Source organism: Massilia sp. R2A-15 (genome assembly GCF_030704305.1).
GTDB lineage: Bacteria > Pseudomonadota > Gammaproteobacteria > Burkholderiales > Burkholderiaceae_D > JAFCUW01.
The window spans coordinates 943,806-970,203 of sequence record NZ_CP131935.1; the positions used below are offsets into that span (position 1 = coordinate 943,806).

General features: G+C 66.0%; 23 protein-coding genes and 1 tRNA gene. 9 read left to right on the forward strand and 15 right to left on the reverse strand.

What is annotated here, in order from left to right:
• The first annotated feature begins 23 nt into the window (after window positions 1-23).
• Window positions 24-1,223, forward strand: coding sequence for an HPP family protein (locus Q4S45_RS04240; RefSeq protein WP_305509461.1), 1,200 nt, complete (start codon window positions 24-26; stop codon window positions 1,221-1,223).
• A gap of 108 nt (window positions 1,224-1,331) precedes the next feature.
• Here Q4S45_RS04240 and Q4S45_RS04245 read toward each other — a convergent pair whose 3' ends face one another.
• The 3 genes from Q4S45_RS04245 to Q4S45_RS04255 form a co-directional block, all read right to left on the reverse strand.
• Window positions 1,332-2,306, reverse strand: coding sequence for a VirK/YbjX family protein (locus Q4S45_RS04245; RefSeq protein WP_305509463.1), 975 nt, complete (start codon window positions 2,304-2,306; stop codon window positions 1,332-1,334).
• A 269-nt stretch (window positions 2,307-2,575) separates the two neighbouring features.
• On the reverse strand, window positions 2,576-4,108 hold the full coding sequence (locus tag Q4S45_RS04250; RefSeq protein ID WP_305509465.1) for a helicase HerA-like C-terminal domain-containing protein: 1,533 nt from the start codon (window positions 4,106-4,108) through the stop codon (window positions 2,576-2,578).
• Between the two features lie 234 nt (window positions 4,109-4,342).
• On the reverse strand, window positions 4,343-5,038 hold the full coding sequence (locus Q4S45_RS04255; RefSeq protein WP_305509467.1) for a UPF0149 family protein: 696 nt from the start codon (window positions 5,036-5,038) through the stop codon (window positions 4,343-4,345).
• Between the two features lie 235 nt (window positions 5,039-5,273).
• Here Q4S45_RS04255 and Q4S45_RS04260 point away from each other — a divergent pair, with 235 nt between their 5' ends.
• The 3 genes from Q4S45_RS04260 to Q4S45_RS04270 all read left to right on the forward strand — a co-directional run bounded on the left by Q4S45_RS04260 (window position 5,274) and on the right by Q4S45_RS04270 (window position 9,667).
• Entirely contained in the window at window positions 5,274-6,260 is a 987-nt protein-coding gene (locus Q4S45_RS04260; protein ID WP_305509469.1) for a serine/threonine protein kinase, read from the forward strand.
• Window positions 6,261-6,483: 223 nt separating this feature from the next.
• The gene (locus Q4S45_RS04265; RefSeq protein ID WP_305509470.1) at window positions 6,484-8,751 is read left to right on the forward strand and encodes a hypothetical protein; all 2,268 of its coding nucleotides are present in this window, start codon (window positions 6,484-6,486) and stop codon (window positions 8,749-8,751) included.
• A 193-nt stretch (window positions 8,752-8,944) separates the two neighbouring features.
• Window positions 8,945-9,667 carry an ABC transporter substrate-binding protein gene (locus tag Q4S45_RS04270; protein ID WP_305509472.1) on the forward strand — a complete coding sequence of 241 codons (723 nt, stop codon included), beginning with the start codon at window positions 8,945-8,947 and terminating at the stop codon, window positions 9,665-9,667.
• Between the two features lie 3 nt (window positions 9,668-9,670).
• Here Q4S45_RS04270 and Q4S45_RS04275 read toward each other — a convergent pair whose 3' ends face one another.
• Complete coding sequence (locus tag Q4S45_RS04275) at window positions 9,671-10,042, reverse strand: hypothetical protein (protein WP_305509474.1); 372 nt, start codon at window positions 10,040-10,042, stop codon at window positions 9,671-9,673.
• Window positions 10,043-10,078: 36 nt separating this feature from the next.
• Window positions 10,079-11,137, reverse strand: coding sequence for a DUF475 domain-containing protein (locus Q4S45_RS04280; RefSeq protein ID WP_305509476.1), 1,059 nt, complete (start codon window positions 11,135-11,137; stop codon window positions 10,079-10,081).
• Between the two features lie 149 nt (window positions 11,138-11,286).
• On the opposite strand from Q4S45_RS04280, the gene Q4S45_RS04285 reads away from it, so the two are divergent.
• The 3 genes from Q4S45_RS04285 (at window position 11,287) to Q4S45_RS04295 (ending at window position 16,297) form a co-directional block, all read left to right on the forward strand.
• Complete coding sequence (locus Q4S45_RS04285) at window positions 11,287-11,712, forward strand: divergent PAP2 family protein (protein ID WP_305509478.1); 426 nt, start codon at window positions 11,287-11,289, stop codon at window positions 11,710-11,712.
• A gap of 201 nt (window positions 11,713-11,913) precedes the next feature.
• Complete coding sequence (locus Q4S45_RS04290) at window positions 11,914-13,059, forward strand: efflux RND transporter periplasmic adaptor subunit (RefSeq protein ID WP_305509480.1); 1,146 nt, start codon at window positions 11,914-11,916, stop codon at window positions 13,057-13,059.
• 1 nt (window position 13,060) lies between these two features.
• Window positions 13,061-16,297, forward strand: a complete 3,237-nt coding sequence (locus Q4S45_RS04295) for an efflux RND transporter permease subunit (RefSeq protein ID WP_305509482.1) — start codon at window positions 13,061-13,063, stop codon at window positions 16,295-16,297.
• A gap of 277 nt (window positions 16,298-16,574) precedes the next feature.
• Here Q4S45_RS04295 and Q4S45_RS04300 read toward each other — a convergent pair whose 3' ends face one another.
• From Q4S45_RS04300 to Q4S45_RS04320, 5 genes are all read right to left on the reverse strand, one after another.
• Window positions 16,575-16,832, reverse strand: coding sequence for a hypothetical protein (locus Q4S45_RS04300; RefSeq protein WP_305509484.1), 258 nt, complete (start codon window positions 16,830-16,832; stop codon window positions 16,575-16,577).
• A 107-nt stretch (window positions 16,833-16,939) separates the two neighbouring features.
• Window positions 16,940-17,839 (reverse strand): NAD(P)H-hydrate dehydratase, encoded by a 900-nt coding sequence (locus tag Q4S45_RS04305; RefSeq protein ID WP_305509486.1) that lies wholly within the window; start codon window positions 17,837-17,839, stop codon window positions 16,940-16,942.
• 13 nt (window positions 17,840-17,852) lie between these two features.
• Window positions 17,853-18,617, reverse strand: a complete 765-nt coding sequence (locus tag Q4S45_RS04310; RefSeq protein ID WP_305512044.1) for a histidine phosphatase family protein — start codon at window positions 18,615-18,617, stop codon at window positions 17,853-17,855.
• 75 nt (window positions 18,618-18,692) lie between these two features.
• Window positions 18,693-20,093, reverse strand: coding sequence for an L-cystine transporter (locus Q4S45_RS04315; RefSeq protein WP_305509488.1), 1,401 nt, complete (start codon window positions 20,091-20,093; stop codon window positions 18,693-18,695).
• Between the two features lie 164 nt (window positions 20,094-20,257).
• Window positions 20,258-20,761 (reverse strand): arsinothricin resistance N-acetyltransferase ArsN1 family B, encoded by a 504-nt coding sequence (locus Q4S45_RS04320; RefSeq protein WP_305509490.1) that lies wholly within the window; start codon window positions 20,759-20,761, stop codon window positions 20,258-20,260.
• Window positions 20,762-20,948: 187 nt separating this feature from the next.
• On the opposite strand from Q4S45_RS04320, the gene Q4S45_RS04325 reads away from it, so the two are divergent.
• Together Q4S45_RS04325 and Q4S45_RS04330 are read left to right on the forward strand one after the other, a co-directional pair.
• Window positions 20,949-21,221, forward strand: a complete 273-nt coding sequence (locus tag Q4S45_RS04325) for a BrnT family toxin (protein ID WP_305509492.1) — start codon at window positions 20,949-20,951, stop codon at window positions 21,219-21,221.
• Window positions 21,181-21,480: a BrnA antitoxin family protein gene (locus tag Q4S45_RS04330; protein ID WP_305509494.1), complete on the forward strand. Its 300-nt coding sequence runs from the start codon at window positions 21,181-21,183 to the stop codon at window positions 21,478-21,480. The genes Q4S45_RS04325 and Q4S45_RS04330 overlap by 41 nt, the downstream gene beginning before the upstream one ends.
• 9 nt (window positions 21,481-21,489) lie before the next feature.
• Here the strand turns inward: Q4S45_RS04330 and Q4S45_RS04335 are convergent, their stop codons facing one another.
• The 5 genes from Q4S45_RS04335 to Q4S45_RS04355 all read right to left on the reverse strand — a co-directional run bounded on the left by Q4S45_RS04335 (window position 21,490) and on the right by Q4S45_RS04355 (window position 26,331).
• Window positions 21,490-22,326, reverse strand: coding sequence for a hypothetical protein (locus Q4S45_RS04335; protein ID WP_305509496.1), 837 nt, complete (start codon window positions 22,324-22,326; stop codon window positions 21,490-21,492).
• A gap of 17 nt (window positions 22,327-22,343) precedes the next feature.
• A complete protein-coding gene (locus tag Q4S45_RS04340) occupies window positions 22,344-22,847 on the reverse strand; it encodes a hypothetical protein (RefSeq protein ID WP_305509498.1) in 504 nt (167 codons plus the stop codon).
• Between the two features lie 75 nt (window positions 22,848-22,922).
• Window positions 22,923-24,332 (reverse strand): PxKF domain-containing protein, encoded by a 1,410-nt coding sequence (locus Q4S45_RS04345; RefSeq protein WP_305509500.1) that lies wholly within the window; start codon window positions 24,330-24,332, stop codon window positions 22,923-22,925.
• A 247-nt stretch (window positions 24,333-24,579) separates the two neighbouring features.
• Window positions 24,580-26,073: a vanadium-dependent haloperoxidase gene (locus Q4S45_RS04350; RefSeq protein ID WP_305509502.1), complete on the reverse strand. Its 1,494-nt coding sequence runs from the start codon at window positions 26,071-26,073 to the stop codon at window positions 24,580-24,582.
• 182 nt (window positions 26,074-26,255) lie between these two features.
• Window positions 26,256-26,331 (reverse strand) — tRNA-Lys (locus Q4S45_RS04355).
• Window positions 26,332-26,398: the final 67 nt, after the last annotated feature.

Below are 26,398 nucleotides of genomic sequence, written 5' to 3' on the forward strand. Positions count from 1 at the left end.
CTCGTGAAATTCAGGATACAAGCATGGCGGTATTGCGCAGGGAGTGGCTGGAATCGTTCTTACCGAAGCCGAACACGGCAAGCCGGACCGAGCAGGTCCGCGCCGGCGCCGGCGCGATCTTCGGATTGCTGCTGACGGCGCTGATCACGCACCTGCTGCTGCGCGACCACAGCGGCATGGCCTTCCTGGTCGCGCCGATGGGCGCCTCGTCGGTGCTGCTGTTCGGCGTGCCGGCCAGCCCGCTGGCGCAGCCGTGGTCTGTCTTCGGCGGCAACGTGGTGTCGGCCTTCGTCGGCGTCACCTGCGCCATGCTGATTCCCGATCCGATGCTCGCCGCGCCGGTGGCCGGCGGCTCGGCCATCGTGTGCATGTTCCTGCTGCGCTGCCTGCACCCGCCCGGCGGCGCGGTGGCGCTGACCGCGGTGCTGGCCGGCCCGGCCGTGCACGCGTCGGGCTACCAGTTCGCCTTCGAGCAGGTGGCGCTCAACACCGGCCTGATGGTGCTGGCCGCGCTGCTCTACAACAACCTGACCGGCCGGCGCTATCCGCACACCCAGCAATCGAGCCTGGCGCCGGCGCACGACACGCGCGACCTGGCGCCGACGGCGCGCGTGGGCTTTACCAGCGACGACCTCGACGCGGTGCTCAAGCGCTACGGCCAGGTGCTCGACGTTAGCCGCGACGACCTCGAGGACATCATTCTGGCCACCGAGATGCAGGCCTACGAGCGGCGCTTCGGCATCATCACCTGCGGCGACATCATGTCGAAAGACGCCGTCACGCTCGACTTCTCCAGCGGCCTCGATGAGGCGTGGCGTCTGATGCGCCACCACAAGGTGCATGCCTTGCCGGTGCTGAACCGGGCGCGCCGGGTGATCGGCATCGTCTCGCAGAGCGATTTCCTCAGGCACAGCGAGCTCGACGAATATGTGTCGTTCGCGCACCGCCTGCGCCGCTTCCTCGGGCGCAGCCCGGACAGCCATTCGGAAAAGCCGGAAGTGGTGGGCCAGATCATGAGCGAGAACGTGGTGACGGCCAAGGCCAGCACACCGATCGTCGAACTGGTGCCGCTGATGTCGAACTCGGGCCTGCACCACATCCCGGTGCTCGACAGCGAGGAGCGCTTCGCCGGCATGGTCACCCAGTCGGACCTGCTGGCGGCGCTGTATGAAAGCCGGCTCAACGAGCAGGGCAAGGCGCTGCAGTCCGCCCAGGCAGTCTGAAGGCCGTCGTTCCTGCGCAGGCAGGAACCCATACGGCGCTTGCTTCACGCTGGCCGACGACATGCCAACTCAGCATGGGTTTCTGCCTGCGCAGGAACGACGTTGCGTTTATCCGAGCTGCAGCAAGGGAGCGGACACGCCGGACGGCGCCGTGGCGCGGATCGACACCAGCCGCAGCGGCGTCGCGGCGCGCTGCGAGCGCACCACCTGCGCGCGCATCGCGGCAATGGCGTTGGCCAGCATCTCGTGGCGCTTGCGCGCTTCGGAGCGTTTTTTCGACGCTATCTGCGCCATGTCCGGCTCCGGCAGGTGCTCGCAGGCCAGGCTGAAATCGCCATCGGGCTGGCGCGCCGCATCGAGTTCCAGCCACAGCGCGTCGTAGTCGGCGTGCACTTTCCCTTGCTTCATCGAGGTCGTGACGACGCGGTTTGCGTTGCCGACCAGGATCATCTGTGCGCAGCCATGATCGTGGCCGAACTGGCGCACCAGCCGCACCAGCAGATTCTTCGGACGCATGCCGTGCAACTCGCGGGTGGCGTCGCGCACCTGGTCGAGGCCGCCGCCGCCGTGCTTGCCCTGCAGGCAGCCGACGCCGACCGCAACTGCACCAAAATGGTGCAAAAATGAAAACGCGATCGAATACAGGACCTGATCGCCGTGCGCCAGTTGCAGGATCAGTTCGCCTTCGCGGCACAGCACGCCGCCGGCGCGCAGTTCGATGCGGTATTCCTGGCCGGTCTTGCCGTCGAGCCGGCACAGTTCGACGGGGCCTTCGGCGGCGCGCGCCACCAGCGGCGCCAGGCCGCGCTGTATCACGGTCTGGTAATGGGCCTGCAGCACGGCGAGGCGGTCATCGCAGCCGAGCCGGGTGCTGAAATAGGAGCGGTAAATCTTGTTGACCAGGCGCGGGCAGGCAGGCAGCATCTGGCGGAACAAGGGGTGGGAGTTGAGCAATTCGAGCCAGCGGCCGGTCTGGCGCCGGTGCAGCATAGCGCGCGCCGATAGCTTCATCGATTCGCGCAGCAGCGCCAGTCCGGACAGTTCGGAGCGCAGACCGCAGCGGAGGGTAATAAGTTGATTCATGAATACTGCTCGACAAAAACCGGCATAGCAGAGCCCGGGCCGCGGCGAGGCGGCAAGTCGGGATCGGAAGTGGCGGTCGGAATTCAGCGCGTGGTGCTGGGCGCATAACCCGGTCAGCGGGGCGTGCCGTCCGTGGGTGCGGGACGGCGGCGGCGCCGGCGGGAAGTCTCGTTATCTTATTGATCTACTACGATGTGTAACATAATGTATCACATTGTATCGGGTGTCAATACGATGGGGAAACTTAAACGATGTGTTGTAACTTTGCGTCAACGTTTGAGGATGGAGCCGAGCACGCCGCGGATGATTTCGCGGCCCACTTGCGAGCCGATGCTGCGCGCGGCCGACTTGACCATCGCCTGCACCGGCGAGTCGCGCCGGCTGCTGCCTCCGAATAAACCGCCGAGCAGGCCGCCGAGGGAGTTGTCCGATGCGGGCGCAGGTATGCCGGCCGGTGCGGGCGCCGGTTGGCCGGCAGGTGTGGGCGCCGGCGCCGCGGGCCGGGCGGTGGCGGCGGTGCGGCCGCTGAGTTTTTCGTGGGCCGATTCGCGGTCGACCGCTTGCTCGTACACGCCGGCCACCAGCGACTTGGCGATCACCGCCTGACGCTCGGCCGGATCGACCGGGCCGATGCGCGAGGCCGGCGGCAGCACGAAGGCGCGCTCGACGATGTTGGGCCGGCCCTTCTCGTCGAGAAAGGACACCAGCGCCTCGCCCACGCCCAGCTCGGTGATGACCTGGGCGGTGTCGAGCGCGGGATTCGGGCGGAAGGTGTCGGCCGCGGCCTTCACCGCCTTCTGGTCGCGCGGCGTGTAGGCGCGCAGCGCGTGCTGGACGCGGTTGCCCAGCTGGCCGAGCACGGTGTCGGGAATGTCGAGCGGATTCTGGGTGACGAAGAACACGCCCACGCCTTTCGAGCGGATCAGGCGCACCACCTGCTCGATCTTGTCGAGCAGCGCCTTGGGCGCGTCGTCGAACAGCAGGTGCGCCTCGTCGAAGAAGAACACCAGCTTCGGCTTGTCGACGTCGCCCACTTCGGGCAGGTGCTCGAACAGCTCGGAGAGCATCCACAGCAGGAACACCGCGTACAGGCGCGGCGAATTCATCAGCTTGTCGGCGGCGAGGATGTTGACCACGCCGTGGCCGGCGGCGTCGGTTTGCAGCAGGTCGTCGATGTTGAGCATCGGCTCGCCGAAGAACTTGTCGCCGCCTTGCTCCTCGATGCCGATCAGGCCGCGCTGGATGGCGCCGATGCTGGCGGCCGAGATGTTGCCGTAGCTGGTGCGGAAATCCGCCGCGTTGTCGCCCACGTGCTGAAGCATCGCGCGCAGGTCCTTGGTGTCGAGCAGCAGCAGGCCGTTGTCGTCGGCGATCTTGAACACCAGCTGCAGCACGCCTTCCTGGGTGTCGTTCAGGTTCAGCATGCGCGCCAGCAGCAGCGGGCCGAGATCGGAAATGGTTGCGCGCACGGGGTGGCCCAGTTCGCCGAACACATCCCAGAACGTCACGGGGCAGGCGGCCCAGGCGGGCGCCTCGACGCCCAGCATCTTCAGGCGCTCCTCCATTTTCGGGGAAAGCGCGCCGGGTTGGGACAGGCCGGACAGGTCGCCCTTGACGTCGGCCATGAACACCGGCACGCCGATGTTCGACAAGGCCTGCGCCATCACCTGCAAGGTCACGGACTTGCCGGTGCCGGTGGCGCCGGTGATGCAGCCGTGCCGGTTGGCCAGATTCGACAGCAGGCCGTAGACGACGGCCGGCTGCTTGTCGATGCTGGTGGCGAGGGGCAGAAGGGTGGGCATGGGGCTCTCCGTTGCAATAGCGATGTTGACGATTCTACTATGCGGGAGAGCGAGGGCGGGGACTGGTCCTGCGGACCTGTCCCCATCTTGGATTTGTGGAGGATCTGGAAATGGGGTCAGGTCCGCGGGACCAGACCCCGATGCTGCACGCGGCGGCGCTAAAATCGGGGACTCGGCGTCCCCGTCGCTCCTGCGGACCTGACCCCAGGTGTTGGGCCGCGGCCCAATCAAAGCTTATTCCGCTTCAGCAGCTCCGCAGCACTTCTTGAACTTCTTGCCGCTGCCGCAAGGGCAGTCGTCGTTGCGCCCGACCTTCGGCTCATCGCGCTTGATGGTCTGCACGGCCGATTTGCGCAGCGGCAGCCAGAACTTGTAGATGGCCGGCAGGTTCGCCTCGATCTCGAGCGCCAGCTTGTGGCCCTTGACCGGGTCGTCCACTTCCTTCAGTTCCTCTTCCTCGATCTCGTCGGCGCCGAGCAGGTAGATCGGGCGCATCAGCGGCGCCAGGTCCGACTCCCAGATCGGATCCCAGGAGCCGGGACGCAGCTCCATGCCTTCCCAGAAGCCCCAGCACCAGGCTTCGGCGTCGATCAGGGTCTGGTCGCCGTGCTCGTGTTCGCAGAACAGTGGCTCGAATTCTTTTGGCGCGACCTCGAAGGTGACGGAGACTTCGTTCATGAAGCGCATGATCAGTTCGAAGATGCGCTCGGCTTCCTTCGGGTTCTTCCATTTCGGCTCGCTGGCGCCGTCTTCGCCCCAGACCTTCGGCAGCCACTCGGACGGCATGATGGTTTCCGGGCCGATCATGATGGCGGTGAGGAAACCGTGGAGGGTATCCATCGTCATCGCGTCGTCGGAGCTGCGGTCGGACAGCAGGAATTTGTCGAGTTCGTCGAATTCTTTTTCCGACAGGGGCTGATCGTATTGCATGGCGTGCTCTTTCTTGAAGTGAAGGCGCTAGTTTAACGCCTGCGCCCCCAAAACCGGGGCCAGACCACAATTAAAATCGTCAACAACCGTCAAACGGAGAGATTTTTCACGAAAAGTTCGCCGGCACGATCGATCCAGGCGACGAGACGATTGCGATATCCGATCCGGCAAGCGAATAAGCGGGTTTGACCCGGCTTTTGAGGTCTGACCCCGGTTTAAGGACTTACAATAGGCGATGACCGATACTACCCACCCATTTTCCGCCCTCGGCCCCGACTGCGTGCTCGACGCCCTCGACAGCGTCGGCCTCTTCGGCGACGGCCGCCTGCTGGCCCTGAACAGCTACGAGAACCGCGTGTACCAGGCCGGCCGCGAAGAGGGCGGCCCGGTCGTCGTGAAGTTCTACCGCCCGCAACGCTGGACCGACGCCGCCATCCTCGAGGAGCACGCTTTCGTCGCCGAACTGGCCGAGCGCGAGATTCCCGTCGTGCCGGCCCTGACAGTCGACGGCCGCACCCTGCACGAATTCGCCGGCTTCCGCTTCGCCGTCTTCCCCAGCCGCGGCGGCCGCGCGCCGGAGTTGGGCGACCCCGCCACGCTCGAATGGATCGGCCGCTTCATCGGCCGCATCCACGCCGTCGGCGCGCTGGCGCCGTACCGCGAGCGTCCGGCGCTGACCATCGAGACCTTCGGCTACGAGCCGCGCAACTACCTGCTGGCGAACGGCTTCATTCCGACCGAACTGGCGCCGGCCTGGACCAGCGTGGTCGACCAGGCGCTCGAGGGCGTGGCCCGCTGCTTCGAGCGCGCGGGAAGCCAGCCGACCCTGCGCCTGCATGGCGACTGCCACGCCGGCAACGTGCTGTGGACCCCCGACGGCCCCCATTTCGTCGATTTCGACGACAGCCGCACCGGCCCGGCCGTGCAGGACCTGTGGATGCTGCTGTCGGGCGAGCGCGCCGACATGGTGCGCCAGATGGCCGACATCCTGGCCGGCTACGAGGACTTCGCCGATTTCGATCCGCGCCAGCTGTACCTGGTCGAGGCGCTGCGCACCCTGCGCCTGATCCATTATTCGGCCTGGCTGGCGATGCGCTGGGACGACCCGGCGTTCCCCGTCGCGTTTCCGTGGTTCAACACGCAACGGTATTGGCAGGATCGCATCCTCGAACTGCGCGAGCAGGTGGCGCTGATGGACGAGCCGCCGCTGTGGCCTGTGTGAAGCCGCGACCCAAGGTCTGGGGTCAGGTCCGCCGGACCTGACCCCGGGTTTGTCGGCGCCGCTGAGACATGCCGCCGTCGGCGCCCAGGCACAACCTCCACGGCCTCTTCGAAATAACGAAATAGGGCACTTTCCCCCGTCTGCTCGGTGCTCGGCCGAGCGCCGCCGCGCGTGATAATCGTGTATGTTTTCCGTCCTGGAAGACGACATTGCGAGCACGATCATGGAACCGCTTCTGCCACCTCACGACGACGCCAACATCAGCATCGACCTTCCCGCCGCCCCGGGCGCGCCGGAGCCGGCTGACCGCGCGCAGTCGGAGATGCGCGCCATCCGCGAGGGCATCGCGCGCGTCGAAGCCGAAGCGAAGGCAACCTGCGCGGCCGAAAGCCGGGCCCACGCCGAAGCGCGCGCGCGCAGCCTGGCCGAGGAGCGCGCCGCGATGGACGCCGCCGCCGCCCAGGCCGCGCTCGAGCACGCGCAGGCGTCGGAAGACGCGATCGAGGCCAACCGCGACCGCGTCGAAACCCTGCGCGCCGCCGCACAGGCGAGCATGGAGCGCCTCGAAGCGGTGCGCCAGGAGACCGCCGAACTGCGCGCCCGCGTCGAAGCCGACACCCGAATCAAGCTGGCCGCCGAAGCGCGCGCCAAATCCGAGGAAGAAGCGCGCCGCCGCGCCGCCGAACAGATCGAAGCCGAAGCCGAAATGGCCAGGCGCGCCGCGCTTGCCGCCGAGGACCTCGAGGCGCACACCGAGCAGGCCAGGCTGCAGGCGGTCGAACGCGTCGCCGCCGTCCACGCCGCGAAAGAGGAAGTGCTGCAGATCGCCAGCGCCGACGCGCGCATGGCCACGCTGGCGCGCGAGCGCGAACGCCAGGCCAAGGGCGCGCGCCAGACCGCCGAACAGCTGGCCGACGCCGAAGCCGAGGCGCTCGAGCTGACCGTGCAGCGCGAAAAGGCCGACCAGGTCGCGCTGGCCGCGGCGTTCGCCCGCGCGATGGCGGAGGCGCGCGCGCTGGAGGAAGCCCGCGCGCTGGCTCACATCGAGCAGGAACGCGAGGCGATCGCCCAGGCCCAGGCCGATTCCGAGCGGATGGCGGCCAAGGCGATCCACTTGCGCCTGCAGACGGAAAAAGAGCTGCGCGAGGCGGCGGTGCACCGCGAACGCGTCGAGCAGATGGCGCTGGCCACCGCCGAGGCGCGGCGCGATGCCGAGGCGCGCATCATGTCCGCCACCGAGGCGCGCATCCAGGTCGACCGGCAGCTGCGCGAAGTGGCGCTGGGCCGCGCGCTGGCCGAGGAAGAACAAACCCAGGAGGCGCAGGCCAGGGTCGAGGCGGAGAAAGCCGCCGCGGAGCAGGCACGCCAGCGCGCCGCCGCCGAGCAGGCCGCTGCCGCCGCCGCGCAACTGGAAGCCCAGGAGCACGAGCGCGCACGCGTGCTGGCCGAGGAACGCGCCGCGCTGGCGCAGAAGGCCGCCGACCTGGCCGCCGCCGAAAACGCGTCGGGCGAGGCGGAACGCGAAGCGCTGGCCGCCCAGGTGGCGCGCCACGCCGAGACGGCCGAACTGGCCGCGCGCAAGGCCGAACAGGCCGCCGCGCTGGAAGCGGCCGAACGCGCGCGCGCCGAGGCGGAGCAGCAGGCTTTGCTGGCGCTGCAGGAAAAGCTCGCGGCCGAACAGGAGTTGACGGCCGCCGCCGAGGCGCGCGCCGCCGCGCAGCAGGAACAGGCGGCGCTGCTGCGCCAGAAAGCCGACGCCGAACGCCGCGCCGAACAGGCGCAATTGACCGAGAACGAAGCGGCGCGCCTGTTGGCTGAACAGGCCGAACTGGAAAGCGCGCAGCAAAGCGCCGCCGGCGAGGCCGTTGCCGCGCAGGTGCGGGCCGCGGCCGAACTGGCCGAAGTGCAGGCGCAGCGCGCCGAACTGGAACGCGCAAAGCTGGCGCTGGCCGAAGAAGCGCTGGCGGCCGAACGCGCCGCGGCCGACGCCGAGCGCGCCGCGCTGGCGCTGGCCGAACAGCTGCTGGCGGCCCAGCGCGAGACCGCCGCCGCGCAGGCGAAGGAAAACGAGGCGATGGCCGCGCGCGTGGAAGCGGAGCGCGCGACGACCGGAGCGGTGCAACTGCGCGCCGACGCCGAGCACCAGAAGGCGGCCATTGCGCTGGAAGTGCAGGCCGCGGAAGAGCAGGCGGCCGAAGCGATGAGCGACAAGCTCAACGCGCAGCGCATCCTGCTGGAAAGCGCGCAGGCGCACGCGGCGATGCAGCGCAAGGTAGCGATGACGACCCAGGCGATGGCCGACGCCAAGCAGCAGTTGCTGGAGCTGGAAACCTCGCGCCTGGCGGCCGAACGCCGCGCGCTGGCCGCGACCGGCGAGGCGGTGGCCCAGCGCTCGTCCGAAGCGAAGCAGCGCGTCGCCTCCGAAACCATCACCCGCGAAGTCATCGGCCGCCTGCTCACGCAGCCGTCGTCGTCAACCCCGGAAAAATAGCACCCGACGCTGAGCTACAATGGGGTCAGGTCCGCAGGACCGGACCCCGATGTGCCGGCGCCGCGTCACGAAGCCGGGGTCTGGTCCCGCGGACCTGACCCCAATTTGTTCACACAGTATCGAAATCTCAGCCATCTTCACGGCCGGATCGCGTACCATTTATTCTTTTTTCGCTTTTTCCCCAACTGCCTCCATGCCAGCCCTCCGTCGATTCGCGCTTTGCTGCGCGCTGCTGTCGCCCTTGTTCGCCCGGTCCGGCGAACTGGTGGTGCTGGTCGATACCGGCACCGACATGCCGATGGCGCGCTTCGACCACTACCGCCTGGTGGCCGGCGTCCACAAGGATATCGGCGAGGCGCTGGCCAGGGCCATGGGACGCACGCCGAAGTTCCTGGCGCTGCCGCGCAAGCGCATTCCGCTGGCGCTCGATTCGGGCGAGGCCGATGTGCTGTGCGGGTACGTCCCAGAGTGGCTGGATGGCCGGTTCGGCTGGAGCCAGCCGTTTTACCCGCAGGTCGAAGTGGTGCTCAGCGACCGCGCCGCCCCGCGCCCGTCCTCTGTCGCCGAGCTGGCCGGCCAGCAGATTGGCACCGTGTTCGGCTTCAGCTATCCGGAACTCGATCGCGCGCTGGGCAAGGATTTCGTGCGCGCCGACGCGCCCAGCATCGAGCTGAACTTCCGCAAGCTGGCGGCCGGCCGGCTGCGCCACATGGTGACGATGAAAAGCTGGTCCGACTATCGCATCAAGACCAGCGAACCGGGCCTGTCCCTGCACCCGCCGCTGGTGGTGACCACCTACATGACCCGCTGCGCCGTGTCGCCGAAGAGCAAGGTCGGCGTCGCCGACGTCAACCGCGCCATCGCGCGCATCGTCAAGGATGGCGCCGTCCCGGCGATCGCCGCGCGCTACCGCTAGTCCTCAAGGCGTGACGACGACCTTCCCGACGAAGTATTCGGTCTCGCCGAAGCAGGCGCTCGGCACGCCCTTGTGCTGCTCGTAGCTCAGTTTAACGCGCTTGCCCATCGCATCCATCAGCTGTTTGGCCACCACGTCGTCGCGCACCGAGAACTCGAACTTCTCGGGAATCGCGCCCGGCATGCTGGTGAGGAGGATCTCGCCTTCCCAGGTCTTGCAGATCCAGCCCTTGCGCGAGAATTTCTGCAGGAAGCCGGCCCGTTCGCCGTCCGCATATGACATGGTCAGGGTCACCCAGGTATAGGCGGCGAACAGCGCCACGGCGCCGGCGATCAGGAGCAGCAGGATGAGCGATACGCGTTTAGGCGTGGGCATGGAGGGCTTTCATGGTTGGTTGAGGATGACTGCGCATCAGGCGCGCAGGTGTTTGTCGGCCAGCTCGCGCTCCTCGCGCCGCTTGTGGCGGATCGACGACCACAGCGAGACGACGATGAAGGCCACGCCCGACAGGCCGGTGAACCATTCGGGAATCTCGTATTCGACGCTGGCGAACATGATCAGCGCGAGGATGCCGATCGCGTAATGGGCGCCGTGCTCGAGGAAGACGAATTCGTCCAGCGTGCCGCGGTGGACTAGGTAGACCGTCAGCGAACGCACGAACATGGCGCCGATCGCCAGGCCCAGCATGATGATGACGACGTCGTTGGTGATGGCGAAGGCGCCGATCACGCCGTCGAAGCTGAACGAGGCGTCCAGCACTTCCAGGTAGAGGAAGCCGCCGATCGAGCCTTGCGAGATCAGCTTGCCGACCGCCGGGTCGTTCGACTCTTCTTCTTCGAGCAAACCGCTGATCCAGTCCACGCCGACATAGACCAGCACGCCGACGATGCCGGCGGTGAGCACGGCCAGCTTGCGGCCCTCGGGCACCAGCGTCATGCAGCCGAACACCGCGCCCACCGTCAGCAGGATGGCCAGGCCCTCGGTGCCGTACTGGCCGACCTTGCGCTCGATCCAGCCCAGCCAGTGCAGCTCCTTCTCGTCGTCGAACAGGAAGTTGAGGAACACCAGCAGCAGGAAGGCGCCGCCGAACGCCGACACTTCGGCATGGTGGTCGCCCAGGTGGCGCGCATACTCGGCCGGCGTGTTGATCGCCATGCTCCAGACATCGACCAGGCCCAGGCCGGTGGCGGCGGCGACGATCACCAGGGGGAACAGCAGGCGCATGCCGAACACCGCGACCAGGATGCCGACGGTGAGGAACAATTTGCGCCACTTCTCGTTCCAATGGCGTAGCACGGTGGCGTTGACGACCGCGTTGTCGAACGAAAGCGATACTTCGAGCACGCCCAGCACGGCGGCGATCCACAGCGCCTGCAGCATGGTCCCCGGGCCGCCGTGCGAATAACCCCACCATCCGGCCAGCGCCATCAGCACCACGGTGACCAGGATGGATAGTTTGAAATATTGCATGCTTCTCCTCTAATTGACTGAAACGCCACACTGGACAGAAGTTTAACGCGTCTGAGGCGGCCGGGGCGTTTTGATGGTCGCCGCCGGGGCTTGCTTCTGCGATAATTCTGCACGGCATTAATTAATGCAACTATTCCTGGAAGAATTCGATGGACATCACCTATCTCGTCACCCCCGTCATCACCTGGATGCTGGTCGGGCCGATCAAATTCCTGATCACCAGCGTGCGCCAGCGCCGCCTGGCGTTCGACCTGGTCGGCAACGGCGGCTTCCCGAGCAACCACAGCTCGGTGGTGACCAGCATGGCGACCCTGATCGCGCTGCGCGAGGGCATGGCCGACCCGGCCTTCGGCGTGGCGGTGACGCTGGCCTTCATCGTGATGATCGACGCCAACAGCCTGCGCCAGCACGTCGGGCGCCAGGCTGCGGCGATCAACCGCCTCGGCGGCGCGGGCGAGGGCGTGAAGCCGCTGCGCGAGCGCATGGGCCACACCCTGGTCGAGATCAGCGGGGGCGTCTGCACCGGCATCCTGGTCGGCTTCGCCATCAACTACGTTTCCACTCGTCTGTTTTAAGGATGTCGCACCTGCCTCCGCAGGTACGACAATTTGCCGCTGGAAATGCAGGCTGTCGCGCTTATCTGCATTTCATCCCATCAAATCGTCATTACAAGTCTCGCCGATTGACTGGCCTCTGGCGCTCAAGGATACTTTCACGCTGACCGTTCGTTCGGGCTGCTTTCACGTCTAAAAAATCTATATTTCCGGAGAAATACAATGCTGCGCAAAACCATGCTCGTCCTCGCTGTCGCCTCGGCGCTCGTCGCCTGCAGTAAGCAGGGCAAGGACCCGAAGGACGCCAAGGACACCAAGGCCGTCCAGTTGCAGGTCGCCCCGGAAGACCTGCTGACCGTGCAGAGCAGCGCGCTGGCCTCGGGCCCGGTCATCACCGGCTCGGTCCAGCCCGAGCGCAAGGCCGACTTGCGCGCCGAAGTGTCGGCCGTCGTGCTGCAGGTTCTGAAAGAGAACGGCGAAGCGGTCAAGCGCGGCGACGTGCTGGTCAAGCTCGATGAAACAGCAATCCGCGACAGCCTGAGCTCGGCCGAAGCGTCGGCGCGCTCGGCCACCCAGGCGCTGGAACAGTCCGAGCGCCAGCTCGAGCGCCTCAAGACGCTGCGCGCCTCGGGCATGACCTCGGCCCAGGCCCTCGACGACGCCGAAGTGCGCCGCAACAGCGCCCAGAGCGAAGTGGCGGCCGCGCGCACCCGCGTGGTGCAGGCGCGCCAGCAGCTGGCGCGCACCCAGGTGCGGGCGCCGTTCGACGGCGTGGTGTCGGACCGCAAGGTATCGGCCGGCGACACCGCCGCCGTGGGCAAGGAAATGCTGAAGGTGATCGATCCGTCGAGCATGCGCTTCGAAGGCCGCGTCTCGAGCGACAAGGTCAGCCAGCTCAAGGTCGGCCTGCCGGTCAGCTTCCGCGTCAACGGCTACGGCGACCAGGAATTCCGCGGCACCATCAAGCGCATCGACTTTGCCGCCAACGACGTGACGCGCCAGGTCGAGGTGCTGGTCAGCTTCGCCAACGCCACGCAGCCGAAGGTGTCGGGCCTGTACGCCGAAGGCCGCGTTGAAGCGGAAAATGTCGCGGCGCTGACCCTGCCGGAAGGCGCGCTGGTCAAGGCCGGCGACAAGGCCTATACCTGGCGCGTCAAGGACCGCACGCTCAACCGGGTCGACCTGACGCTGGGCATGCGCGACGCGCGCACCGGCAACTACGAGGTGCGCGGCGGCCTGGCCGCCGGCGACACGGTCATGCGCAATCCGACTTCGAGCCTGAAGGACGGCCAGCCGGTGGCGCTGGCCGCGACCCGCGTGGCCAGCACTTCGGCAACCACGGCGGCCGCGGCCGCGCAGGGGAAATAATATGTTCCTTTCCGATTTCTCCATCAAGCGGCCGATCGTCACGATCGTGCTGATCCTGGCGATGATGGCGCTCGGCCTGATGGCCTTGTCGAAGCTGCGCGTCAACCAGAATCCCGACGTCGAGTTCCCGACCCTGTTCGTCAACATCAACTACCCCGGCGCCTCGCCCGAAACGGTGGAGCGCGAGATCATCAACCGGCTCGAGAAGCCGCTGCTGGCGATCGCCGGCGTGACCAAGGTGAACGCCAGCGCGAGCGAGAGCAATGCCAGCTTCTACCTGCAGTTCGACTTCAAGAAGAACCTGATCGAAGCGTCCGACGACGTGCGCAACGCCATCGCGGGCGTGCGCTACAAGCTGCCGCTCGAGATGCGCGAGCCGATCGTGCAGCGCCAGGAAATGTCGGCCGACCCGATCATGAACCTGGCGCTGTCGTCGAACACCCAGAGCCACGCGGAGATTTCGCGGATCGCCGAAGACCAGCTGGCCGACCGCCTGCGCGGCATCGACGGCGTCTCGCAGGTCAACATCAGCGGCTCGCTGCGGCGCGAGCTGTCGGTGCTGCTGCGCGCCGAGAAGCTGCGCGAATTTAAGGTGTCGGTGGGCGAGGTCGTCACCGCGCTGCGCAACCAGAACACCAACTCCCCGGTCGGCAAGGTCACCGCCGCGCTCGACGAGAAAAGCATCCGCCTGGTCGGACGCATCGAGTCGCCGGAGGAGTTCCAGCAGATCGTCGTCAAGCGCCGCGGCTCCGAAATCGTGCGCCTGTCGCAAGTGGCCGAGATCAAGGACGGCTTTGCCGAGATCAACAGCCTCAGTGTACGCAGCGGCAAGCCGAACGTCGGCTTGTACGTCACCCGCGCGCGCGACGCCAGCACGGTGTCGGTGGCCAAGCGGGTGCGCGAGATGGTCAAGGAGATCAACAAGGACCTGCCGCAAGGGACCAAGCTGGAAGTCACGCGCGATGGCGGCGACCAGTCCCAGCGCAGCCTGAACAACGTCATCGAGTCGCTGGTGTTCGGCGCCGTGCTGACGATCTTCGTGGTGTACGCCTTCCTCAACTCGTGGCGCTCGACCCTGATCACCGCGCTGTCGCTGCCGACCTCCGTGATCGCCGCCTTCATCGCCGTGTGGCTGTGCGGTTTCACGCTCAACTTCATGACCCTGCTCGGCCTGTCGCTGGCGATCGGCGTGCTGATCGACGACGCGATCGTGGTGCGCGAGAACATCGTGCGCCACATGCAGAACGGCTCCGACCGCCGCAAGGCCGCACTCGAAGGCACCGCCGAAATCGGCATGGCGGTCGCCGCCACCACGTTCTCGATCATGGCGGTGTTCGTCCCGGTCGCCTTCATGCCCGGCATCTCCGGCGAATGGTTCCGGCCGTTCGCGCTGACCGTGACGTGCTCGGTGATCGTCAGCCTGGCCATTTCGTTTACGCTCGACCCGATGCTGTCGGCCTACTGGGGCGACCCGCCGGACCACCACCACGCGCCGAAAAAAGGCCTGGGCCGTATCCTGCAGCGCTTTAACGACTGGTTCGACCACCAGGCCGACCGCTACGGCCGCGTGATCGGCTGGGCGCTGCACCACCGCCGCTCGATGACGGCGATCGCCGTGCTCAGTTTCGCCGGCGCCATCGGCCTGCACATCTGGAAGGGCGGCTCGTCCTTCCTGCCCGCCGCCGATGCCGGCTTCGTGCTGGTGACGGTGCGCACCCCGGCCTCGTCGAGCGTCGAATACGGGCGCCTGAAGGTCGAGAAGGCGGCCGAACTGGCGCGCTCGATCGCCGAGACCAAGGATACCCAGAGCACCATCAACGCCGCCGGCGGTCGCGTGTATGTGGACATCGGCAAGCGCGCCGAGCGCAAGCGCAGCGCCAAGCAGATCGCGGTCGAACTGCGCGAGAAGATCAGCCACCTGGTGGGCGCCGAGTATGTCGTCATCGACGAGGTGAACGGCGGCTCGCAGAAGCCGGTGCAGATCGAATTTACCGGCCCCGATTCGCGCAAGCTGCTGGAAATTACCAGCGCCTACATGGACAAGCTGCGCCAGGTGCCGGGCGCGGTGGACGTCGGGCTGTCGCAGCAGGATCCGAAGAACGAACTGAAGATCGAACTGAACCGCGGCCTGGCGAACTCGATGGGCATCTCGGTCAACGACGCGGCGCAGGCGTTGCGGGTGGCGTTCGCCGGCGTGGAAGTGGGCGACTGGGTCGATCCGACCGGCGAGACGCGCGACGTCGCGGTGCGCCTGCATCCGGACGACCGGGTCGGGCTGGAAAACATCGAGCGCCTGCCGATCGCCGTCAGCGGCACCAACGACATGGTGCCGCTCGACCAGATCGCCAAGGTCACGATGGGCAAGGGACCGTCCGGCATCGAGCACGTTGACGGCAAGCGCACCATCACGGTGTCGGCCAACGTTCAGGGCCGCTCGAACGGCGAAGTGACGACCGAGGCGATGAAGCTGGCCAAGACGTTCGACTATCCGCCGGGCTACGGGCTGGCGCTGGGCGGCGCCGGCAAGGACCAGGCCGAGCTGTTTACGCAGATGCTGATCGCGCTGCTGTCGGGCATCGGCCTGATGTACCTGATCCTGGTGATGCAGTTCGGCTCGTTCACGGCGCCGCTGGCGGTGATGATGTCGCTGCCGCTGTCGCTGATCGGCGTGGTGCTGGCGCTGCTCCTGACCGGTAGCACGCTCAACCTGATGAGCTTCATCGGCATCATCATGCTGATGGGCCTGGTGGCCAAGAACGCGATCCTGCTGCTCGACGCGGCGCGCAAGCGCGAGTCCGAGGGCTTCGGTCGCGAGGACGCGCTGATGGACGCCGGCCGCATGCGCCTGCGCCCGATCCTGATGACCACGTTCGCGCTGATCGCCGGCATGTTCCCGGTGGCGCTGGGGCTGGGCGAGGGCGGCGAGTTCTATCGTCCGCTGGCGATCTCGATCATCGGCGGCACGATCACCTCGACCATCCTGACCTTGCTGGTGGTGCCGACCTTCTACGACAGCATCGAGATCGCGCGCGACCGCATGGCCGCCAAGTTCGGCCGCCGCGTGGTGCGCTTCAATGCGCTGGTCGCCTTCGTGCTGACCTTCATCGAAGCGATCCTGACCCTGATTCTGGTGCGTCTGGTGTACCGGGGCATCGTCAAGCTGGTGCGTTTCGCGACCGGCCGTGGCCGCGCCAAGGCGGTGGGTCCGGCGACCGTGCAGCTCGACAAAGCGGCGTAAGCAAACTTCAGCGTCAAAAAAGCGCCAGGCCCGAACAGGCCTGGCGCTTTTTTTTACACCGCGGGAACAGGGCGCCGGCGTGGCAAAACTCCGCGGCGCCAGCAAGCCCGGGGTCAGGTCCGGCGGACCTGACCCCAGCCCTTTGGCCGCGGCGCATGAAGCGCGTCATTTGCGCAGCACAGCGCAAAATGGGGTCAGGTCCGCAGGACCAGACCCCCGGCTCCGGCAGCATCGGGGTCAGGTTCCGCGAACCTGACCCCATTTTTTCACCAGCGCATCAGGGATTTTTTGACGGCGGCGCCGATGCCGGTGGCGGCTCGGTTGCCGGCGGCACCGTGGTCGTGGTCGTGGTCGTCGCCGGTGCGGTGTCGGCCGGCGACACGGCCGGCGGCACGGCTGGCGGCGTCACCACGGTTGTGGTGGAGGTTCCGGCTGGCGGCACCACCGTCGTTTCGGTTTTTTTGCAGGCGCCGAGCATGGCGGCCATCACGGCCACGCCCAGCAGCAGTTTCGATGCACCGGTAATCGCTTTCATCGTTTTACTCCTCGTTCTGGTCTACAGGAATGAAGAAATTAGACTGAGAACCGCCGGGCAGGTTCATGCATTGCCAGACAATCAAACGCCGCTTGATGCAGCTCAAACTATGGACGCGCGAAGCTTTCCATCAACGCGGGAATATGCTCGGGGATTTCGCGTGCGAGGTAGCCCAGCACGCCGAAGCGCTCGGCCAGCTCTTCGCCGGCGCGCGCGTGCAGGGCGACGCCCCAGCAGGCGGCCTGGGGCAGGGCGGCGCCGCGCGCGGCCAGCCCGGCGATGATGCCGGCCAGCGTGTCGCCCGAGCCGGAGGTGCCCAGGCCGACGTTGCCCCCTTCATGCTGCCAGCGTTCGCCGGCGGGGGCGATGATCACGGTGCGCGCGCCTTTCAGCACGACCACCGCGTTCCAGTCGCGCGCCGCCTGCGCCGCATGCTCGTCGGGCGCGGCGCTGACTGCTTCCTTGGTGGCGCCGGTCAGGTGCGCCATCTCGCCGGCGTGCGGGGTGAGGATCACCGGCACGCTGAAGCGGAACGATTCGTCCAGCACGATGCCCATCGCGCAGGCGTCGAGCACCACGCTGACGTCGCTGCCGTCGAGCCGCGGCAAGAGCGCGCGCACCAGCACCGCGGTCGCTTCCTCGTCCTGCATGCCGGGGCCGATCAGGATGGCGTTGACCTTGTCTGCCAGCGGATCGAGCTTGCCGACCGCCGCCTCGGTGAAGCCGCCCTGGTCGGTCTCGGCCAGGCCGATCACGCGCGCTTCGGGCAGCGCCAGCGCCACCAGCTGCGCCACGCTGGCGCCGGTGGCAATCGTCAGCTTGCCGGCGCCGGCGCGCAGCGCCGCGGTGGCGGCCAGGATCACGGCGCCGGGCATCTCGCGCGAGCCGCCCAGGATCAAGACGTGGCCGCGCGCTTCCTTGTCGCCGTCGCCGGACGGCATCGGCAGCGGCCAGGCGCGCAGGGCCGTCGCGTCGACGGAATAGGTGCTGGAAGATGGCGTTTCCATCGGCCCCGGGCGCCTACGCTTTCGGAGCAGTGGGGACATCTTTGGATACCGTCACCGGCGTTCCTGTCGCTTCGAGCGGCGCGACGAAGTTGACCAGGTTGAGCGCCAGCTTGCCGCGCTTGCCCTGGGTGGGATCGAAGCGGTACGAGGTGACCGAGCAGTTCGGCACGTCGCCGCTGCGGTCGTATTCGAGGATGGTCGATTCGTCGAGCCGTTCGAGCAGGTAGCGGAAGCAGTTGACGGTGACCTGGTGGCCGACGATCAGCACGCGTTCGCGCGCGTATTCGCGGGTGATGGTATCGACCACGCTGCGCAGGCGCAGGATCACGTCGCACCAGCTTTCGCCGCCGGGCGGGCGAAAATAGAATTTGCCGACGTGCTTGCGCTGCTCGTACAGGTCGGGGTAGCGGGCCGAGATGCCGTGGGTGGTCAGGCGGTCGAGGATGCCGAATTCCTTTTCGCGCAGGCGCTCGTCGACGGTGGCCATCAACAGGCTTTCCTGGTCGAAGCCGCACTTGACGATGCGCGCCGTTTCAGCGGCGCGCAGGTAAGGGGAGTGCAGGATCACGTTGGGCTGCTGCTCCTCCGGCAGCGCGGCAAACCAGGCGGCCAGCGCCTTCGACTGCTTCACGCCCAGGTCGGACAAGGGCACGTCGACGTCGCGCTCGGCGATGTCGATCATCAGACCCTTGGCCGCTTCGGCGGCGTCCCGCGCGACATTGCCGGCGCTCTGGCCGTGCCGCACCAGCCAGATATCCTGAGGCCACTTCTGTTCCATCGATTGTCCGCCGCTCATGTTGACACGTCGTCATGATAGACGGATTCGGCGGCCTCTCAGCGCACGATAGGCCGGTCAGGCGACCAGCTGTTCGCTATCGAGTTCGACTTCTTCTGCGTTGTTGAAGACCGCCATGTCGGTCTGGCCCAGCACCCGGCTGGCGAAGGTGCCGGCGGTGATCGAGCCGCTCACGTTCAGTGCGGTGCGGCCCATGTCGATCAGCGGCTCGATCGAGATCAGCAGGCCCGCCAGAGCGACGGGCAGGTTCATCGCCGACAGCACGATCAGCGCGGCGAAAGTGGCGCCGCCGCCGACGCCGGCCACGCCGACCGATCCCACCGTGACGATCGCCACCAGCTGCAGGATGAAGGAACTGGTGAAGGGATCGATGCCGACGGTCGGCGCGATCATCACCGCCAGCATCGCAGGGTAGATGCCGGCGCAGCCGTTCTGGCCGATGGTCGAGCCGAACGAGGCGGCGAAGTTGGCGATGCCTTCCGGCGTGCCGAGGCGGCCGGTCTGGGTCTGCACGCTCATCGGAATGGCGCCTGCGCTGGTGCGCGAAGTGAAGGCGAAGGCCAGCACCGGGAAGATCTTCTGCAGGTAACGGCGCGGGTTCAGGCCGACCGCGGCGATGATCGCCAGGTGCACGCAGAACATGATCGCCAGCGCGCTGTAGGAGGCGCCCACGAAGCTGATCAGCTTGAGGATGTCGGAGATACTTGACTGCGCAACTACTTGCGTCATCAGCGCGAACACGCCGAACGGGGTCAGGCGCAGCACCAGCGTCACCATCCGCATCACGATCACGTGGGCGACCTTGATGAAATGGGCGAACGAGCCGAAGATGTCCGGCTTCTTGGCGGCGATGCCGGTGGCGGAGATGCCGATGAAGATCGAGAACAGCACCACCGCGATGGTCGAGGTCTTGCGCGCGCCGGTCATGTCGAGGAAGGGATTGGCCGGGATGAAGGACAGGATCATCGACGGCAGGTTGATGGCCTGGGCGTCGGGCAGTTTGCCCTGCAAATACTGGCCGCGCGCGAGTTCCGTCGCGCTCGAGGTCAGTCCCACGGCGGTCAGGCCGAACAGCTTGGCCATGAGGATGCCGACCAGCGCGGCGACCAGCGTGGTGGCCATCAGGGTGCCGATGGTCAGTACGCTGATCTTGCCCAGCGAGGACGCGTCCTTGAGCTTGAGGATGGCCGAGATGATCGACACCATAACCAGCGGCATGATGATCATCTGCAGCAGCTTGACGTAGCCGGAGCCGACGATGTCGAGGTAGGCGGCGGTGTCGTTGACGATCGGCGAGGTGGCGCCGTACAGCGCCTGGAACGCCGCGCCGAGCAGCACGCCGGCGCCCATGCCGGCGAACACGCGCCTGGTGAACGACACGTGGACGGCCTGCATGCGATACAGCGCGAAGCACACGGCGAGCGCGACGAGCAGGTTCAGGATCAGGGGCATATTCATGGGTTTCCCGGGATGGTTCGTTCAAGCAATGGTTGGCAGCATTCTATCCACATTCGGTGCGAACTGCTGAAAATGGGGTCAGGTCCGCGGGACCAGACCCCTGACACGCGGCATCTGCATGCCGGGGTCTGGTCCTGCGGACCTGACCCCATTTGGGACGCCGCCTACGACTTCGCCAGCGCCAGCTGCCAATACCCGACGTCGGTCCAGCGATCGAACTTGAATCCGACCTCGCGGAATTGGGCCACCTTTTCGAATCCGAGCTTTTCGTGCAGCGCGACGCTGGCCGGATTGGGCATTGCGATGCCGCCGATCGCCAGGTGATAGCCGCCGGCGCGCAGCCGATCGAACAGGGCGCTGTACAGCGTCGTGCCGATGCCTTGTCCGGCGCGATCCGGCGCCAGGTAGACCGTGGTCTCGACCGAGAAGCGGTAAGCATGCCGCACTCGCCATTTGGTCGCATAAGCGTAACCGGCGACGACGCCATCGACTTCAGCGACCAGCCATGGCAGGCCCGCCGCGTGGACATCGGCAATGCGGCCAGCCATCTCGATGCCGGTTACTTCGGCTTCCTCAAAACTGATGGACGTGTTCAAGACATAGTGCTTGTAGATCGCAGCGATGATCTCGGCGTCTTCCACGTTGGCGGCGCGTATGTTCACTGACATTTTCCCAATTTTGACGATGGAACCATTCTTGCAGCAATTACGCGATCTTGTCGAGTGGCATCTCGCCGGCAACACCGGCGCTCTTCTGGGCAGAAGGTGCGACCTGGAGCGAAGCACGTAAGGGCCCTGGCGTCATTCGAAACAGCGCTGGCAGTTCCAATTTTTTGTTACTACAATAAAAAAGACGATGAAGATTACCTTCGATGCTGCCAAGCGCGAAAGCAATCGTGCCGAGAGAGGCCTTGATTTCGCGAGGGCGGCAGAAGTATTTGAAGGCGTGACGGTGACACGCAGCGATGAGCGTAAAGATTATGGTGAGCCGCGCTTCGTGACATCCGGTCGACTCGACGGACGAATCGTTGTCGTGGTCTGGACGCCTCGTGGACCTGCCCGCAGGATCATCAGTATGAGGAAAGCAAATGAGCGTGAGATCAAAAAATTCATCGCAGCCCTGGGTTGATCCCGACGAGGCGCCCGAACTGACGGACGAGTTCTTCGAAAAAGGAGTTTGGCGCATCGGCGACCGGGTGGTGACGCGTGAAGAGGCCAGCATCGAGGACAAAAAACGTCGCGCCCGGCCGGCGGCAGACACCACCAAAATCAGCACCACAATCCGCTTCGATGCGGACATCCTGGCTGCCTTCAAGGCCCAAGGCGACGGCTGGCAAACTCGCATGAACGACGCGCTGAGGGACTGGCTCAAGTCCCGTCAACAGTAGCCATTGCCCTCAGTTTTCGCGCCACCGCACCGGCACATGCATCACCACGCCGTCGTTCCACGCGGCGACCGAAGCGGTGACGATGGTGGCGCTTTCGCCCGCCCTCAAGGAGGCGGTCTTCGTGATGTTAAGGCCCTCGGTGTAGACGCGATAGCCCTTGCCCAAAGACTGCTGCGCCATCGATTCGGCGTGGATGGCCCGTTCGCTGCCGAGCAGTTTGACCATCAGGACGATGCTGACCACGGCGCCCAGCGTGCCAAGCGCGAGCGGAATGCGCATGTCGCGCACAGGCTTGCCGGCGGCGCTGCGGGCGGCAAGAACAGGCGGCAGGCCCAAGGCCCGCACCAGCCACAGCGCAACGAGCCAGTGGCCGGCTTGCAGGCCCACGATGACGAGCACCTCCAGCGGATACAAGCGCAGGTAGCTCAGGGTCAGGTCGAGCGGCGGAAAGCCCAGCGACGCCGCCCAGAGCAGTGGAATCGGCAGGTAGACGCAGGCGAACCAGCGCACCAGCGCGACGGCCCGCAGGTTGCATGACCAGAGCATTGCTGCGCCGAGCAGCATGGTGAAATTGATGTAGAAACCGTTCCCCGGGTGGAGGAAGAAGTTGGCAATGCCGTAGATGGCATCGACGGCGCCCACCGCCAACAAAACCTTGCCGGCGTTGCGCAGCGCGGTTCGCGCGGCCTGGGGCAGCGGAGCGTGTTCGAGGTCGGGCGGCGCTTGTTCGAGCTGGGCGATGCGATCGCGGACTTCAGCCACGCGCTCGGGAAAGCGTTCGACGTCAATGGTACGAAGCACCTGGCGCAGCTGCGCGAGATCGTACTTGGAATAATCTGGAATCAAGGAAGGTCCTGTTGCAATCAGCGTTGTTGGGACAGATGTTCGAGCAGTGTATCGAGACGCACCTTGCCTTGGGCGTCTTGCAGGGAGCCCACGGCGACGGCGCCGATCGTCGAGAATGGCTTGGCGTCGAAGTAATCGCGTCCGTCATGCGCCTCGATGCGCGACCAGCGCGGCTGGCCGTCCTTCACCTGCACCAGCAAAGGCTTCGACGAGATGGGAAACGTCGGCCGGCACCATTCTCCCACATGCGACTTGACCTGCAGCGTTGCTCCCTTGGCGCCACCGGCCAGAACCTTGTCGACCTTCAGCTCGGTGACCTCGCAGCCGCAAGCGTTGGAAATGCAGACGCGAGTGCCCCCGTCAGGCAGCGGGGTCGCCATTTGACAAACTGGAGGGCATTGTTCGCTGCCGAACGGCAGCAGCAAGATCCGCTCGACGGTACCGACGACGAGGATTTCCTCGGCCTGGGTCAGCGAGCACGACGCGGCCAGGATCAACATCAACAAGCGTTGCTTTGCCATACAGTCCTCTGCGAGCGGAAAATATTGCAGATTAGACCATCTTGTTGCGTTGCCGTCGAGAATTTTTTTGCTGTCCTATTTTCCAAACCTGAACATGGCGCTGTGTTCGCTGCCATCCGCCAGTTTTACCGTCAGGCGCCGGCAGGTATCTGCCCAGGCTTTTTCGGTCTTCCAGACGTAGACATACTGGTCGGCGGCGGCGTCGTAGCTGAGCGTGCTGCTGCCGGGATTGACGGTTTCGGTGATGGCATCCGTCGGCGCGCCCGAAACGCAGGCCACGCCCTGGGACGCGGGGAAGCCCGGTGCGAAGATGTTGAGCCCCTTGTCGCCGCTCAGGCTGAACTTGACGGGGATGGCGCTGCCCGCCCTCACGGTATTGACGACGGGCAGGTTGTCGACCGGCGGCATGAAGCCGGTGAAGGTGTACTGGAGCGGGCTGGCGAAATTGATCCCGATGACGTTGAACCCGGCGGTGGTGACCGCCAGCTGGGTTTGGCTGATGAGCGTCACGCCGCGCATCGAGCTGGCATAAAACGCCACCGACGTGACCGCGCCGGCGGGGGTGATCTTGCGAATGTTGTTGCTGTCGGCAACGTACACATTGCCTGCAGCGTCGGCGGCCAGCCCGAGCGGCTCTTCGAAGCGGGCCGCCGCGCCGGTTGCGTCGACCGTGCCGCTCATGCCCGCGGAGCCGGCGAGCGTGCTGACCATGCCGGCGGGCGTGATCTTGCGGATGGTGCGATTGAGGGTGTCGGACACATACACATTGCCGGCCGCATCGGTCGCGAGGGCGAGCGGAACCGAGAACAGGGCGCTTGCGCCCGGCCCGTCGCTGTAGCCGTACACATATGCCGTTCCGGCCACGGTCGTCACGCTGCCTGCGGGACTTATCTTTCGGATCGTGTAGGAATTCGAATCGCTGACGAAGACATTGCCGGAAGCATCGACCGCGATGCCGCAGGGTGAGGCGAATCGCGCCGCGGCCCCGACGCCGTCAACGTGACCCGATGAGCCGGCGAGGCCGGCGAGGGTGGTGACCACGCCGGCCGTCGTGACCTTGCGGATCGTGTGATTCAATTGATCGGCGATGTACAGCACGCCCGCGCTGTCCGTGGCGCTGAAAATCGGGACGCGAAAGCGGGCGGCCGGGCCGACCCCATCGGCGTTGCCTTCCACGCCGGGCGACCCTGCCAGAGTGGTGACGACGCCGGCGGGCGTGATCTTGCGGATGGTGGACGCATCCGCGTCCACCACATACAGATTGCCGTCGGGATTTGCACTGACGCCGTACAGGGAGCGGCTGAACTGGGCGGCCGGGCCGACGCCATCGCCGGCCCCCTCGGTGCCGCCAGCGATCACATACATCGAATTCGGGGTGCTGGAAATTTGGGCGTGTGCCGCACCCATTGCCGCCGACATCGCCCATGCAGCGGTCCACAGCAATAGCCGGCGCGCGATGTTGCCTCTCGAGATGGGCGTCATCATAGTCTCCTTGAACAGCGCTGATCGGTTCCGCGAACTGGCGGTTAGCCGGGAACAGCGCCGTCAAGGCAGTATAGGTACGCGTCACGGGATAGAAATGGCGAACCGAATGAACCACGGGATGTCTGATGTGGGTCAATAGCCGATCGCGAGAAATCGTCTCGAGGGAATTGCTGCGCCCGCATTTCTCGCAGGCGGTTTGTGCGCCGCTCATTCCGGCGGCGCACACCACCTGATCGTGCCGGAATGCTCAGGCCGAGCCCTGCCAATACTGCTGTGCCTTCGCGAATACGGTGGCCCCGACCTTGCGCCCCAGATCCTGTCCTGCAGTGTTGGCGTTGTCGAAGTGGATGCCGCCGTAGATTCGCGACAGGCCGGCCTCGATCGCGGCGTCGGTGAATGTGGGCCAGGTCAGCGTCAGGTCCGCAGCAGGCAGGTTTGGCTCGAGCGCCATCGATTTGGCGGCCTTGGTGTAGCTGGCGCCGAACGCATCGCTGCCGGTGAAGCGCTGTAATACTTCCGCGGCGGCCGCACTGAAGGTGCTGTGGCCGGACACATGCTCGGGGAAAGGGGGAGTGGGGAAGGTGGTAGGCTGGTAAGGCACCCACGCCTCGCCCGCAATCTGGCGCAGCCCGCCAGCCGGACCTTCAGGTCCGTAGCCCAGTATGGTCTGACCGTTCATCAGGTAGCGGATGGCAGTGATCGGGCGCTCCGAGTCGTAGGCGCGCTTGGCATCCCACGCGGCGATGGCGGCGTCGTTCAGCGCATTGGCCAGCGCGAAGAACATTTTGACGTCCTCGTCGTCGGTGTGCCGGTCGCGTTCCGAGACTTGCTGGGCGAGCAGGCACCAATGGCCGGGCGGCAGTTCCGAGTTGGGTCCGTCGGCCCAGTATTCGGCGATGACTTTCTGTCGTTCGGTAAGCGCCTGCTGCACTGCGACTACATGGTAGGCCTGGGCGGCGTATTCCTCGGTTCCGAAGGCGGCAGGGGCGGCCGGCCGGAACTGGCTTGCCGACGCCAGCGCGAATGGCGCTACCCGGTCCCAGCAGGCGGCCAAATAGCCAGGGGTTTTGACGGTGCCGCCGGCGTCCGTATAGGTTAGCGGTTGCCAATTGCCCGGGGCCGGGATTGCAGCGACCGGTGTCGGCAGGGTGACCGACATCGGCGGATTCTTTGCGGAGTAGCCGGTGTAGTCGGCGTAAGGCACGCCGCCTGGCGTCAGTGTGCCGAGCTGGTTGGCTCCGTCGGCGTGGCATTTGTCGAGCATCGCCTTCGCTACGCCGATGCCGATGCCCGATGGCGTCGTGCTATCGGTCGAAGCGGGGGAGGCGGCGAAGCCCAGCGAGAGCAGGTAGGCGTCGAACGCGGCCTTTTGGGTTGGGAACTGATCGACCAGCGCGACGTGGGCGGCATAGCTCATCGCCTGCAGGCGGTTGGCGGCGTTGCGCTCCGCAGGTGGGCGCCGCAGGTCCGACGGAAGCGAGGCGAGCGCGACCGGATCATAAGCTGCCCACGCGTTGTACATGCTGGTGTGAAGCACGGCGAGCGAGCGCGCCGCCATCGGCGGACCCGGCTTGACGGTGCGGATCGCCTGCAGCGCTGTCTGGTTCCAGCCCATCACCGCCTTGAACTGTGGCGCCTGCTCCGGTGGCGGAGGCGCGATACCGCTGCCGCCGCCGCACGCGGCGAGCGCACTTCCGACCGCCGCACCGGTCCCGATTTTCAAAAATGTTCTGCGCTGCATGGTTGTCTCCAAGTCGACTGGCATCATAGGTAGACACCAGTATCGTGGAGCTCAACTGTTCGGGCTTGCGGTGCGTCATACCGCCCGGGCCAACTTTTTTCAGCTTCGCCAGGCCGAAAACATGGACGAAAAAAAAGGAAATTACGATTGCTCGTAATTTCCTGATTTCTTGCTGCTATTCGTGGTAGGCCGTGCGGGATTCGAACCTGCGACCAACGGATTAAAAGTCCGCTGCTCTACCAGCTGAGCTAACGACCCGAAAGAAGCAAGATTATAGGGGGCATCGGCGATCCTGTCAAATGCCCAAGGCCAGATTGTTGGCAAC

What these genes read in the sequence shown, in the direction of transcription:
- Q4S45_RS04345 (WP_305509500.1), bottom strand. Translation starts at nt 24,332, where the DNA reads ATGATGACGCCCATCTCGAGAGGCAACATCGCGCGCCGGCTATTGCTG.
- Q4S45_RS04265 (WP_305509470.1), top strand. Translation starts at nt 6,484, where the DNA reads ATGGAACCGCTTCTGCCACCTCACGACGACGCCAACATCAGCATCGAC.
- Q4S45_RS04305 (WP_305509486.1), bottom strand. Translation starts at nt 17,839, where the DNA reads ATGGAAACGCCATCTTCCAGCACCTATTCCGTCGACGCGACGGCCCTG.
- Q4S45_RS04280 (WP_305509476.1), bottom strand. Translation starts at nt 11,137, where the DNA reads ATGCAATATTTCAAACTATCCATCCTGGTCACCGTGGTGCTGATGGCG.
- Q4S45_RS04255 (WP_305509467.1), bottom strand. Translation starts at nt 5,038, where the DNA reads ATGCAATACGATCAGCCCCTGTCGGAAAAAGAATTCGACGAACTCGAC.
- Q4S45_RS04285 (WP_305509478.1), top strand. Translation starts at nt 11,287, where the DNA reads ATGGACATCACCTATCTCGTCACCCCCGTCATCACCTGGATGCTGGTC.
- Q4S45_RS04250 (WP_305509465.1), bottom strand. Translation starts at nt 4,108, where the DNA reads ATGCCCACCCTTCTGCCCCTCGCCACCAGCATCGACAAGCAGCCGGCC.
- Q4S45_RS04340 (WP_305509498.1), bottom strand. Translation starts at nt 22,847, where the DNA reads ATGGCAAAGCAACGCTTGTTGATGTTGATCCTGGCCGCGTCGTGCTCG.
- Q4S45_RS04270 (WP_305509472.1), top strand. Translation starts at nt 8,945, where the DNA reads ATGCCAGCCCTCCGTCGATTCGCGCTTTGCTGCGCGCTGCTGTCGCCC.
- Q4S45_RS04320 (WP_305509490.1), bottom strand. Translation starts at nt 20,761, where the DNA reads ATGTCAGTGAACATACGCGCCGCCAACGTGGAAGACGCCGAGATCATC.
- Q4S45_RS04245 (WP_305509463.1), bottom strand. Translation starts at nt 2,306, where the DNA reads ATGAATCAACTTATTACCCTCCGCTGCGGTCTGCGCTCCGAACTGTCC.
- Q4S45_RS04260 (WP_305509469.1), top strand. Translation starts at nt 5,274, where the DNA reads ATGACCGATACTACCCACCCATTTTCCGCCCTCGGCCCCGACTGCGTG.
- Q4S45_RS04325 (WP_305509492.1), top strand. Translation starts at nt 20,949, where the DNA reads ATGAAGATTACCTTCGATGCTGCCAAGCGCGAAAGCAATCGTGCCGAG.
- Q4S45_RS04240 (WP_305509461.1), top strand. Translation starts at nt 24, where the DNA reads ATGGCGGTATTGCGCAGGGAGTGGCTGGAATCGTTCTTACCGAAGCCG.
- Q4S45_RS04330 (WP_305509494.1), top strand. Translation starts at nt 21,181, where the DNA reads ATGAGCGTGAGATCAAAAAATTCATCGCAGCCCTGGGTTGATCCCGAC.
- Q4S45_RS04275 (WP_305509474.1), bottom strand. Translation starts at nt 10,042, where the DNA reads ATGCCCACGCCTAAACGCGTATCGCTCATCCTGCTGCTCCTGATCGCC.
- Q4S45_RS04290 (WP_305509480.1), top strand. Translation starts at nt 11,914, where the DNA reads ATGCTGCGCAAAACCATGCTCGTCCTCGCTGTCGCCTCGGCGCTCGTC.
- Q4S45_RS04310 (WP_305512044.1), bottom strand. Translation starts at nt 18,617, where the DNA reads ATGGAACAGAAGTGGCCTCAGGATATCTGGCTGGTGCGGCACGGCCAG.
- Q4S45_RS04295 (WP_305509482.1), top strand. Translation starts at nt 13,061, where the DNA reads ATGTTCCTTTCCGATTTCTCCATCAAGCGGCCGATCGTCACGATCGTG.
- Q4S45_RS04350 (WP_305509502.1), bottom strand. Translation starts at nt 26,073, where the DNA reads ATGCAGCGCAGAACATTTTTGAAAATCGGGACCGGTGCGGCGGTCGGA.
- Q4S45_RS04300 (WP_305509484.1), bottom strand. Translation starts at nt 16,832, where the DNA reads ATGAAAGCGATTACCGGTGCATCGAAACTGCTGCTGGGCGTGGCCGTG.
- Q4S45_RS04315 (WP_305509488.1), bottom strand. Translation starts at nt 20,093, where the DNA reads ATGAATATGCCCCTGATCCTGAACCTGCTCGTCGCGCTCGCCGTGTGC.